The following is an 11,243-nucleotide window of genomic DNA, read 5'->3' as shown; positions in this document are numbered from 1 at the left end:
TTCTATGGCGCGCCGGTCCGCGGATACTGATTGTGTTGGCTCATCGGTCGGGGCGCATGCGCGCGCAATATAACACCTGCCGCGAACACACATCCAGCGCTGTCGCGGGGCCGCCACTGTCCAAGGGCGAGAGGAAGATAAAGCACGGCCGACTACCCCTCGCGATCGAGCCGGGCAACCATGCTTGACTTGCATCATCATCGCTTCGTCGCGGCCTTCGCGTCACGCTCGCGTCAAACGCGGCCGCGCTCGCTGCCCCCGTCGATATGCCGTCGGCGCAGGTCCGGACATGCGCTCGAACGCGTGACTGCATGCGCTTTCGGTCGATGTTCGATGCATCCGCGCGCATACGCGGCGGAGCAACGATCTCGCCACACGCTACGGCGATGAGGAATTCGTCGCCGTGTTGCCCGATACCGGCGAACGAGGTGCCGCCAAGTTGGCGATCGCCTCCGAAAAGTCGCCACCGCGTCCCTACCGCGCCAGAACCCGCTCCACCAACTTCACGAAATAACTCGCGCCCACCGGCAACAACGCATCGTTGAAGTCATAGCTGGCGTTATGCAGCAGGCAAGGCCCGCCGCCATGCCCATGCACGCGATGATCGCCCGCCCCGTTCCCGAGGAATGCATAGCAACCCGGCTTCTCGCGCAGCATGAACGAGAAATCCTCCGCCGCCATGGTCGGATCGACGGCTGCGTTCACATGCGCGTCGCCCACCAGCTCGCGCATCACCGTCACCGCCACCGCCGTCTGCCCGGCGTCGTTCACGGTGGCCGGATACTGGCGCTGGAAATCCACCTCGCTCTCGCAATCGAAGGCCGCGGCCGTCGCGGCCGCCACGGCGCGCATGCGCGTCTCGATCAGGTCGAGCGTCGCCTCGGAGAAGGTCCGCACCGTGCCGCCGAGCCACGCATCGGTCGGCACCACGTTCATCGCCTCGCCCGCATGCACCTGCGTGACCGACAGCACCGCGCCGTCGATCGGATTGCGGTTGCGCGTGACGATCCCCTGCAGGGCGCTCAGCACCTGTCCCGCCGCGAACACCGGATCGCGGCCCAGGTGCGGCATGGCCGCGTGGCAGCCGGCGCCGCGCAGGTCGATCCTGAACAGACTGGTCGACGCCATCAGCGGCCCCGGCCGCACCGCGAAATCGCCGGCCGCGATGCCGGGCCAGTTGTGCAGCCCGAACACGGCATCCACCGGAAAACGCTCGAACAAGCCGTCCTCGATCATCGCGCGCGCGCCGCCGCCCGCCTCCTCGGCCGGCTGGAAGAACAACTGCACGGTGCCGTCGAACTCGCCATGCCGCGCCAGATGGCGCGCGGCCCCCAGCAGCATCGCGGTATGCCCGTCGTGGCCGCACGCATGCATCGCGCCGGGCACCGTCGAACGATGCGCGAAGGTGTTGGCCTCGTGCACGGGCAGCGCATCCATGTCGGCGCGCAGGCCGATCGCGCGCGCGCTGCCGCCGCGCTTCAAGGTGCCGACCACGCCGGTGCGGCCGACGCCGCGCGTGACGGCGTACCCCCATTGCTCGAGCCGCTCGGCGACGAGTTCGGCGGTGCGGAACACGTCGTAGCCCACCTCGGGATGGGCATGGATATCGCGGCGGATCGCCGTCAGTTCGTCGGCGTACGCGACGATGGAATCGATCAGTGTCATGCGGAAGGAAGCGCTCTTGTCGGTCGTCGCGTCGCGGCACGGCGGCGGGCCGCGCCGCGACGCATCGGATCAGATATGGAACAGCTGCGCCACCAGGGTCGCGCCGATGAAGGTGCCGGCATTGGCCACGAAGGACACCAGCACGATGCGCCAGCCGAGCCGGCGGAAGGCCGGGATGTCCTTGGCGATCGACAGCCCCGCGAACACCAGCATCGGCGTGGTCACGCCGAGGAAATCGTTGTGCGAGCTGAGCGCGGCGATCTGCGATGCCCACGGGGACCACGGCGAGGTCAGGAACATCGCCACCACCGATACCCAGCAGACCGCCGGAATCCGCCGCCCCGTCACACGCGCCAGCGCATCGCCGACGATCGTCGCGCACACCATGATCGCGATGCCCGGCAGCCCCGCCAGCGGGGTGGTGCCGTGGGCAATCCAGTCGCACACCAGCGCCATCGCGGCCGTCACGATCCAGGCCAGCAGCTTGCCGCCGTAGCCGAGCGCGGGCGCCTCGGTCCGCACGTCGCCCAGCGACGGGCTGGCCGCCTCGGGCTGCGCCGATGCCTTGGTGGTGCGTCCGATCAGCGGCTCCAGCACGCGATAGCCCCAGACCGCGAGCGGCAGCGAGATGAACAGCGTGAAGTAGGTACCGATGGTAGTGGTGATCAGGTTGCTGGCCGCGGCGAACGCGAGCACCGATTTCGCCGTCTCCGGGTCCTGCTGCGCGGCGATCGCGCCCGACGCGGCCGCCATCATGCTGCCCGAGCCGACGCCCGAGCCCATCGCCAGCGCGAGTGGATCGAAGATGCCGAGGCTGCTCACGAAACCCGCGAATACGGCGATGAACACCGCACCGAACACTGTGCCGGTCAGGTACTCGGCCAGCACGCCGCGGCCTTCGGCCGAATCCATCCCGTACTTCTCGCCGATGATCGCGAGGCTCGGCTCGCGGCCCACCGAGAAGGTCGCGCCAATCGCTTCGCGCTTGATGCCGAGCAGCAACGCAAGCGGCAGGCCGAGCAGGATGGTGCCGACGAAGTGGCCGAATTCCTGGAAGGCCAGCGCCCAGCCCGCGGACGCCAGCTTGGGCAGCGCGCTGCCCACCATCAGCCCGAGCTTGGAGACGAACAGCAGCAGCGCCGGCTGCAGGATCGCGGCCGCGAAAAACTGGTCGGGCACGCTCAGGCGCGCGCTGCTGTTCCAGCGCGCGCTGGCCAGTCCGACCGCGGCGCCGAGCAGCAGCGCCCAGATCATCGGCAGCAGCACGACCTTGCCCGGTCCGAGCTTGAACGTGAACGAACCGATCCATTCGGCGACCAGCAGGATGCCGGCCGCGTAAAGCAGGACCTTGGCGGTGGCCGCGCCGCCCAGCTCGCGGCGCTCGATACCCAGTGCGTGTTCCATGACGAGTCTCCCCTTGAAGCCCGGCTGCCGTCGCATGCGGGCCGGTGATTACAAATAACCGAACGCGGTGGGCGGCGCTTCGGCCGTCTCGACCCACACGCTCTTGGTCTGCGTGTATTCGTACAGCGCCTCGACCCCGCTCGAGCGGCCGTAGCCGCTCATGCCGTAGCCGCCGAACGGGGAAGCCACGTTGATGGTCTTGTAGCCGTTGACCCAGAAGGTGCCGGCATTCACCTGCGCGGCCACGCGATGCGCACGCGCCACGTCGGTAGTCCAGGCCGCGCCGGCCAGGCCGAAGTCGGTGTCGTTGGCGATCGCGATCGCCTCCTCCTCGGTGTCGAACGGGATGGCCGCCACCACCGGCCCGAAGATCTCGGTGCGCGCCACGTCCATCGCGTTCGACACGCCGGCCAGCACGGTGGGCGCCACGAAGTAGCCGCCGCGGCCTTCCCCGACGCGCTCGGCCGAGCCGCTGGCAAGCGTGGCGCCCGCCGCCACGCCGCGCGCGATCATCGACATCACGTGGTCGTACTGCTTGCGATTGTTGATCGGGCCCACCTCGGTCGCCTCGTCGAGCGGTGCGCCGACACGGATCTTCTTCGCGCCGGCCGCCACCATCGCGACGAATTCGTCGTAGACGGCGCGCTGCACCAGCAGACGCGAGCCGGCCACGCAGCTCTGGCCCGCGCCGGCGAAGATCGCCGCCTGGGCGGTCAGCGCGGCGCGCTTGAGGTCGGCATCGGCGAACACGATATTGGCCGACTTGCCGCCCAACTCCAGCACACAGGGCAGCACGCGGCGCGCGGCGGCCTCGGCGATGCGCGCGCCGGTGGCCGGCGAACCGACGAACACCACCTTGCTGACCACGCGATGCGCGATCGCGGCCTGCCCGGCGGTGTGGCCGAAGCCGGCCAGCACGTTGACCAGGCCGCGCGGCAGCCCCGCACGCTCGCCGAGTCTGGCGACCGCCAGCGACGTGAAGGGCGTCAGCTCCGAGGGCTTGAGCAGCACGCCGTTGCCCATCGCCACCGCGGGCGCCATCTGCCAGCCGCAAGTGAACACCGGCGCATTCCACGGCGTGATCTGCAGCACCACGCCGGCCGGCTCGCGGCGCGTGTAGTTGAGGTGCGAGGTCGGCACCGGGATCACGCTGCCGTAGAACTTGTCGGTCCAGCCCGCGTAGTACTCGAACATCTCGGCGACCTTCGCCACCTCGCCCCGGCAGTCGCGGATCGGCTTGCCCGAGCCTAGCGCCTCCAGCCGCGCGATCGCCTCGGCCTCGGCGCGGATCGCGCGCGCCACCTCCTGCATCACGCGACCGCGCGCGGCATGCGTGAGCGCCCACCATTCGCGCTGCGCGCGGCGCGCGCTTTCGGCGGCATGGTCGACCACGGCTGCGCCGGCGTCGCGATAGGCGAGCGTGGCCTCGCCCGTCGCCGCATCGTCAAGCTGGATCGTGTCGCCCTGGCCGGCGACGAGTTCGCCGTCGATATACGAGCCGATCGTGGCGGCACCGGGGAAGAAATGCGCGAAGGCGGCAAGCAACTGGTCTGCGTGCTGGGTCATGTCGGGTTTCCGTATAGGTGGGTCGAGCGGAATCGTGGCGCGGGCTGCCCGGCCTCAGGCAGGGTCGACGAAGTCGACGATGCGGTTGAAGTCCTCGCCGTCGGCGACGAAACCCTCGCTCGCGGCCCACACGCGCGCGGCCTCGCGCGCCACCGGCGCGACGCTGTCGAACTGGTCGAGCAGGCCCAGCGCGAGCCGCACGTCCTTGCGCATCAGCTTCATCGTGAAACCGGAATCGAACTTGCCGTTGAAGATCCAGGTCGGGTAGTTGGTCAGCGTCGCGCTGTTGCGGCCGGAGCCGCCGTTGAGCGCCTCGACCAGCTTTTCCGGATCGACGCCGGCCGCGCGCGCGGTGCGCACCGCCTCGCTGGCGACCAGCAAGTGCACGCCCGTCAGCAGATTGTTGAGCAGCTTGGTGACGTGGCCGGCGCCCACCGGGCCCACATGCACGCGCTTGGCGCTGATCGCCGCGAGGATCGGCTCGATGGCCGCGATATCGCTGTCCGAGCCGCCCAGCACCATCGTCATGGTGGCGGTGGCCGCGCCCTTCGGGCCGCCGCTCACCGGGCCGTCGACGAAGCCGATGCCGCGCTCGGCCAGGGCTGCCGCCACGCGCCGCGTGCTGTCCGGATCGGCCGTGGTGGTGTCGATCACGATGCTGCCCGGCTTTGCGTTCTCGAGCACGCCGCCCGCGCCCAGCACCACCGCCTCGACCACCGCCGAGGTCGGCAGCGACAGCAGCAGCACGTCGGCGTCGCGCGCGATCTCGGCCACCGAATCGCGCGCCGACAGCACTTCCTGCCCGGCCAGCGCGAGCGCCACGCCGGGCGCCGCGTCGTAGCCGAGCACCGTGTAGCCGCCGCGCCGCAGCGAACCCGCCATGCCGCGCCCCATGTTGCCCAGACCGATCACGCCCACCGTTTTCATCCGACGACTCCCGATAGCTGTTGGTTCGAGGCCGGCGCATCAGCTTGCACCCGCCTTGCATGGCAACGATGTTCGGTCCGGCGACCCGTATAATCAATCAACGCCAATATTGATATTGTTCTCTTTTTTAGAACACCCGAATCATGAGCGATACCCTGACCGACAGCCGGATCGTCTATTTCTACGAGGCCGTGCGCTGCGGCACGATTCGCGCCGCGGCGGACTGGCTCGACGTGGCGCCGTCGGCCGTGAGCCGCCAGATCGGGCTGCTGGAGAAGGAGCTCGACGCCACCCTGGTGGAGCGCCACGCGCGCGGCGTGACGCCCACCGAGGCGGGACACTGCGTGATCGAGTATTTCCGCGAGCAGCTCGCGCACCGCGACGACCTGATCTCGCGGCTGCAGGAGTTGCGCGGGCTGAAGACGGGCCAGGTCAGCCTGGTGCTCGGCGAGGGCTTCGTGTCAGACCTGCTGGCCGGGCCGATGGAGCAGTTCTGCCGGCAGTTCCCCGGGATCCGCGTCAACCTCGACGTGGGCAGCACCAACGACGTGATCCGCAAAATCTCGAACGACGAGGGCGAGATCGGCCTGGTCTACAACCCGCCCGCCGAGCCCAAGCTGGTGTCGCGCGCGTCGAAGCGACAGCCGATGATGGCGATCGTCAGCCCCGACTTCCCGCGCCGCAGCCACAAGGTGCTGACGGTGCAGCAGCTCGCCACCTACCCGCTGGCGGCCACTCACCCGTCCTACGGTACGCGGCAAATGATGGAAGCCGTGGAATACGCGGAGCGCGTGCGGCTCACGCCGGTCGTCACCACCAATTCCTTCGCGATCCTGAAGGAGTTCGTGAAATCGGGGCTCGGCATCGCGGTGATGCCGGCGTTCGCGGTGACGGCCGAACTGCAGGCCAGGGAGTTGTTCGCGATCGACATCGCGCATCCGATCCTCGAGAACGCCGAGGCGCACATGGTCACGCGCGTGGGGCGCAAGCTGTCGGTGGCCGCGAACAAGATGCTGCAGATGATGACGGGGCAGATGCGGGCGTTTCGTTAGCGGGGGGCTGGCCCGACTCCTCCTCGCGACGCCTAACCACCCCTGTCGGAAACGCGGGTTTTCGCCGCTGGCGATCCGGGCCGGACTTTTTTCAAGAATTCGACGCGTCTGCCGTTATCTCGGTATTCCCTCAACCTTTCCTCGTCGTGGCGGGGACTCGCCTTGGCGTCGGCAATGACAGTCGATCTAGCTACCCTCTACCTGCTGGCGATCGGAACGTTGCTTGCCAGTTCCGCCATGACGTACTGGGAACATATTTCACATCCCAAGCGCGGCAATGAACTGCGAATGCTGGCGATCGGATATGCGGCACTCGGAGGCGGCTGCGCGCTGGCGACATTTCGGCGCGAACTGCTGGGCGCCGCTGGCGCCGCCGTAAGCAACCTCGTGATTCTGGGTGGCTATCTGCTGGTTCTGCACGCCGTGGCAATGTTCAATGGCCGACGGTATGTCAAAAGCTCAACGGGTTTGCTTCTCTTGATGGGGCTGACATGGACAGCCTCTACAGCGTCCTCTCAGACGGTCATCTGGCTCTATGTCAGCGCAATCCCGATCGCGCTCGTCTCCGCCATGACGGCCTTCGAGCTCACGCGACGCGATGGCATTCCAGCGGTTCAATCCCGACGCGTCGCGGTAGCGGTGACGGAAATCCACGCCCTGTTCTATGCCTCCAGAGCATTCGCCCTGCCATGGCTGATCTCGGTCTTTGGAGCCGGCGCACAATCGATTGCCAGCAAAATCACCATGTACGAAGGGGTCCTTTATTCCGTTATTTTGCCGATGACGTTGCTCCGCCTGACACGGGAAGAAATTCATGGCGAGCTCTTGCAGGAGTCCCGTACCGATTACTTGACTCGCCTGGGTAATCGCCGGCTGTTTTTCGAAGAGGGAGACCGGGTTATCCACGAGCACGGGATACGTCGGCTACCTGTCGCTCTCCTTGCATTTGATCTCGATCAATTCAAGAGAATTAACGATCGCTTCGGGCACCAAACCGGCGACGAGGTATTGAAGTCATTCGCGGATACGGTTCGATCCGTTGTCGACGCAGAGACGAGCGTGGTTCTCGCGCGCATCGGCGGCGAAGAATTCGCTGCGCTGCTGCCAGGTTACGACACCCACCGCGCAAGAACGGTGGCAGAGACCATCGCAAACCGGTTCGCGGCGATATCGCATGGCACTGACGGCAATCGCATTCGCGCTACCGTAAGCATTGGCCTGGCCGAGTCGGATCATGAGACGGCTTCGCTTACCCACTTGCTCTCGGTTGCCGACCAGGCACTGTATCGAGCAAAATCGCTCGGCGGAAATCGTCTCGTCCACGCAACGGGCGAACACACCGGACATGCAGCAGTGTTTTGAAAGAATGGAGCCCTTGCGGCCCGACTCCGGATATCGTTGCAGGCCAGGATGGCTATATCCGGCAATTCAGCTGAAATAAAAACAGTCAATCCATTGAGTTATCAAAACTCAAAACGCCCTCACGCATCCGGATCCGGAATCCGCGCCGACTGAATCACCACCAGCGTGTCGCCCGCCTCGATCCTGCACGGCGGATCCTCGTAAAACGAATAAATCTTCCCGCAGCGATCGAGCCCGATCACGATCGCGCCCGGCACGACGTTCGTCAGGCAGCCGATTTCATGCGGCAACGCCTCGCGCTCCAGCAGCGTCGCGCGCCCGCGCGTCGACAGCATGTCGTTGACGAACGGCACGATGTAGCGGCTATGAACCGCATCCGCCAGCAGCAGCGCGCCGATCTTCGTCGACGATACGATCACATCCGCGCCGGCCTGCCGCAGTTGCCGCTGGTACAGGTTCTCCTGGATCCGCACGACGATCTTCGTATCGGGCGCGATGCTGCGCACCGACAGCGTCAGCAGGATCGCGGTCGGATCGTCGGTCACCGAAATGATCACGGCCTTCGCCGCGCGCACCTGCGCCTGCTGCAGCAGATCCTCGTGCGCCGGATCGCCGAGCAATCCGGTCACGCCGAGCGACGTCGCCGCCTCGAGAGCTTGTTGCTGCGAATCGATCACGATCACCGTCGCCGGATCGACGCCGCTTTCCAGCAGCTCGCGCACCGCGATCGACCCCGACAGGCCATAACCGCACACGACGATGTGATCGGACAGTTGCTTCTGCAGGCGTTTCATGCGGAATTCCTCGATGACGCGCTGGATCACGAACTGATACGCCGTGCCCAGGAAAATGAACCAGATGCCGATGCGGATCGGCACGATGAAGAACGCATCGAGCAGGCGCGCCCGCGCCGTGACGGGCACGATATCGCCGTAGCCGACCGTCGCGACCGTGACCATCGTGAAGTACACGAGATCGGCGACCGTCATCGGCGTGCTCTTGGTCGAATCGCGCAGGCCGTCGCGATCGAGATACAGCACGAGGAACGCAAGCATGCACAACAGCACGACCGCGCCGAGACGGAACAGCAGCGTGCGCCGCGGCGACGTCGCGGGGCGTGTGAACAACGTGCGCGCACGCGGCGCCTGCCACGGATTGCGGGCGCGACGCAGGCGCATGCGCAGCGAGCGGCGCTGATCGGATGGCGTGGCCAACGGGGAATCTCCTGAAGGATGCGGGCTCGATTCTACGACGGGAACGCATGCGCCCGGCCGTCACAGCATGCTGCGCGGCCGCACCATCGTCCCGTCGACGAAACGCCTTGCGCGAAACGCCGACAGGTCGAGCGACGGCGCGCCCGTGTCGATCCATTCGGCGAGCAGCCGGCCGACGATCGGCCCCATCGCGAAACCGTGCCCGCAGAACCCGGTCGCAATCGCGAGCCCCGATGGCGTGCCGGGTGCATCGATCACCGGGATGCCGTCGGGCAACACGTCGATCAGGCCGGCCCACGCCTCGACGATCTGCGCATCCTTCAGCGCGGGAAAGATCGCCTTGAGCTTCGCGAGCGCGTGCGGCGCATGCGTGCGATTCGGCTGCGGCTGAGGATCGCGCGGCTCGATCGGCCCGGTCGAGCCGTTGATGCGGGCGAGCACGTCGCGCCACGCGGACGCACCCAGTTGCAGCCGGAATTTGTCGCGCTGCGACCAGAATTGCGGCCAGAAGAGGCTCAATCCGCGCAAATGGCCGAGCGTCAGATCGACGTCGACCTGCATGTCGTCGGCGAGATTGATCGCGCCGCTCTTGCGCTGCCGGATGCCGAGGCCATGGCCCCACACCGTCGCCGCCGTCACCGGCGGGACCACGTTGGTGCGCATGCAGGTGCCGCGCACGGCCTGCTGCGGCAGCCGGATGCCGACGCCGTCGAGTAGCCGGAAACTGGTCGCGCCGGCCGCGCAGATCACGCGTCGCGTGCGGATCGTGCCGCGTTCGGTCGCGACGCCGACGACCGCGCCGCCGGCCGTCTCGATCGCGGTCACGCCGCAGCCTTCGAAGAAACGCGCGCCAGCCTCGGTCGCGCGCGCCGCGAAGGCGGCGGCCACGCGACGCGGCTCGGCCTGCCCGTCGGTCGCTGTATACAAGCCGCCGAGGGTACGCGCGTGCGTCGACAGCCCATTCACGCGTTCGTCGATCTGCGCGCGCGTCAGCGTGCGCGTGTCGAGCCCGTGCTCGCGCGCCACGGCGAGCCACGCCTGGAACGACGCCCAGTCGTCTTCGTTGTCCGCCATGTAGAGGCAACCGCCCTGCCGCCATTCGAGATCGAAACCGAGCGCCTGCTCCAGGCGTTCCCAGATCCGCATGCCGGCCATCATCAGCGGCACTTCGGCGGATTCGCGTCCCTGCTGTCGCACGAAGCCCCACGCGCGCGTCGATTGCTGGCCGGCGATGCGCGACTTGTCGAGCACGACGGCTTTCAGGCCGCGCAGGCCGAGGTAGTAAGCAGCAGCGCAACCCATGATGCCGGCGCCGGCGATCACGACGTCGGCTTCGGGCGGAAACGCCGTATCGGCGTGGCTCAATGCGTCGTGCAGCGGATAGGTGGTGGTCATTGTTTTCTGTCGAGTGTCAATGCATGGCCGGCAAAGCTTATCGCGGCAACGTCGTCGCATGAAGCGATAAATGGCGGGAAACCGTCATTCGGCCATCCCGTCGAGGCCCACCATCGCATTGACGCCGACGGCGGTCGCGCGGGTCTGCCGAAGCCACGGCGCCGGAGCCGCGCATTGCATTGACGGTTGCCGTCGCTTGCGCATCGATACCGGTAGCGATGAAAACGTCGACCGACACCGGCGCGCGCCCACCCAACGCCGTTGCGGAAATTCCATTCGACGATGCGAAGCCGCGGAGCGCAACGCGAACGGCTGCTTCGAATGGGCTCGACGCTCGATGCAATCGTCCTCTCAAACATTCGGCGTTTTTTATTCAATCAGGACTGCCAATGCAACGGCAAACCATGCCCGCTCCATGTCGGGCATCTAGCCATGTCATGCGCGGCCGGCGCCGGTCAACAAGCAATTGCGGCAATCGCTTCCGGCTACCCGAGCGGCGGCCGATCCGGCGCGATCGACCGGCCCTGTTTTTTCGGCTTGACGACCCCGGACCGCCGCGAGATAAACTGTATATCCATACAGGTGCGACCTGAAAGTCGCTATCACAACTGTCTTGCCAATAGCAACCGGACAAGACCTGCTGTTCTGCCAGCAGTAG

At 66.9% G+C, this 11,243-nt stretch carries 9 protein-coding genes and 1 pseudogene; 4 read left to right on the top strand and 6 right to left on the bottom strand.

What is annotated here, in order from left to right:
- Nucleotides 1–334: 334 nt before the first annotated feature.
- Nucleotides 335–451 (top strand): annotated as a pseudogene (locus tag J8I33_RS34355) (diguanylate cyclase); the annotation flags it as partial.
- 23 nt (nucleotides 452–474) lie between these two features.
- On the opposite strand, the gene J8I33_RS00045 reads toward J8I33_RS34355, so the two are convergent.
- The 4 genes from J8I33_RS00045 to J8I33_RS00030 all read right to left on the bottom strand — a co-directional run bounded on the left by J8I33_RS00045 (nucleotide 475) and on the right by J8I33_RS00030 (nucleotide 5,562).
- Complete coding sequence (locus J8I33_RS00045; RefSeq protein ID WP_124592887.1) at nucleotides 475–1,665, bottom strand: M20 aminoacylase family protein; 1,191 nt, start codon at nucleotides 1,663–1,665, stop codon at nucleotides 475–477.
- A 69-nt stretch (nucleotides 1,666–1,734) separates the two neighbouring features.
- On the bottom strand, nucleotides 1,735–3,069 hold the full coding sequence (locus J8I33_RS00040; RefSeq protein WP_050011874.1) for a DUF3100 domain-containing protein: 1,335 nt from the start codon (nucleotides 3,067–3,069) through the stop codon (nucleotides 1,735–1,737).
- A 48-nt stretch (nucleotides 3,070–3,117) separates the two neighbouring features.
- Entirely contained in the window at nucleotides 3,118–4,635 is a 1,518-nt protein-coding gene (locus J8I33_RS00035) for an aldehyde dehydrogenase family protein (protein WP_209932411.1), read from the bottom strand.
- Between the two features lie 54 nt (nucleotides 4,636–4,689).
- Complete coding sequence (locus J8I33_RS00030; protein ID WP_209932408.1) at nucleotides 4,690–5,562, bottom strand: NAD(P)-dependent oxidoreductase; 873 nt, start codon at nucleotides 5,560–5,562, stop codon at nucleotides 4,690–4,692.
- 143 nt (nucleotides 5,563–5,705) lie between these two features.
- On the opposite strand from J8I33_RS00030, the gene J8I33_RS00025 reads away from it, so the two are divergent.
- A complete protein-coding gene (locus J8I33_RS00025; RefSeq protein WP_209924886.1) occupies nucleotides 5,706–6,614 on the top strand; it encodes a LysR family transcriptional regulator in 909 nt (302 codons plus the stop codon).
- A gap of 174 nt (nucleotides 6,615–6,788) precedes the next feature.
- The gene (locus J8I33_RS00020) at nucleotides 6,789–7,976 is read left to right on the top strand and encodes a GGDEF domain-containing protein (RefSeq protein WP_209932402.1); all 1,188 of its coding nucleotides are present in this window, start codon (nucleotides 6,789–6,791) and stop codon (nucleotides 7,974–7,976) included.
- A gap of 119 nt (nucleotides 7,977–8,095) precedes the next feature.
- Here the strand turns inward: J8I33_RS00020 and J8I33_RS00015 are convergent, their stop codons facing one another.
- Both J8I33_RS00015 and J8I33_RS00010 read right to left on the bottom strand, forming a co-directional pair.
- Nucleotides 8,096–9,190 (bottom strand): potassium channel protein, encoded by a 1,095-nt coding sequence (locus J8I33_RS00015; protein ID WP_050011879.1) that lies wholly within the window; start codon nucleotides 9,188–9,190, stop codon nucleotides 8,096–8,098.
- A 60-nt stretch (nucleotides 9,191–9,250) separates the two neighbouring features.
- The gene (locus tag J8I33_RS00010; RefSeq protein WP_050011880.1) at nucleotides 9,251–10,585 is read right to left on the bottom strand and encodes an FAD-binding oxidoreductase; all 1,335 of its coding nucleotides are present in this window, start codon (nucleotides 10,583–10,585) and stop codon (nucleotides 9,251–9,253) included.
- Between the two features lie 321 nt (nucleotides 10,586–10,906).
- On the opposite strand from J8I33_RS00010, the gene J8I33_RS00005 reads away from it, so the two are divergent.
- A partial coding sequence (locus J8I33_RS00005; RefSeq protein ID WP_209932396.1) for a hypothetical protein occupies nucleotides 10,907–11,243 on the top strand: 337 nt, incomplete at its 3' end.

Source organism: Burkholderia sp. AcTa6-5 (assembly GCF_017815075.1).
Classification (GTDB): Bacteria; Pseudomonadota; Gammaproteobacteria; order Burkholderiales; family Burkholderiaceae; genus Burkholderia; species Burkholderia sola.
This window is presented reverse-complemented; position numbering and strand designations above follow the sequence as displayed.

What these genes read in the sequence shown, in the direction of transcription:
- J8I33_RS00045 (WP_124592887.1), bottom strand. Translation starts at nt 1,665, where the DNA reads ATGACACTGATCGATTCCATCGTCGCGTACGCCGACGAACTGACGGCG.
- J8I33_RS00040 (WP_050011874.1), bottom strand. Translation starts at nt 3,069, where the DNA reads ATGGAACACGCACTGGGTATCGAGCGCCGCGAGCTGGGCGGCGCGGCC.
- J8I33_RS00035 (WP_209932411.1), bottom strand. Translation starts at nt 4,635, where the DNA reads ATGACCCAGCACGCAGACCAGTTGCTTGCCGCCTTCGCGCATTTCTTC.
- J8I33_RS00030 (WP_209932408.1), bottom strand. Translation starts at nt 5,562, where the DNA reads ATGAAAACGGTGGGCGTGATCGGTCTGGGCAACATGGGGCGCGGCATG.
- J8I33_RS00025 (WP_209924886.1), top strand. Translation starts at nt 5,706, where the DNA reads ATGAGCGATACCCTGACCGACAGCCGGATCGTCTATTTCTACGAGGCC.
- J8I33_RS00020 (WP_209932402.1), top strand. Translation starts at nt 6,789, where the DNA reads ATGACAGTCGATCTAGCTACCCTCTACCTGCTGGCGATCGGAACGTTG.
- J8I33_RS00010 (WP_050011880.1), bottom strand. Translation starts at nt 10,585, where the DNA reads ATGACCACCACCTATCCGCTGCACGACGCATTGAGCCACGCCGATACG.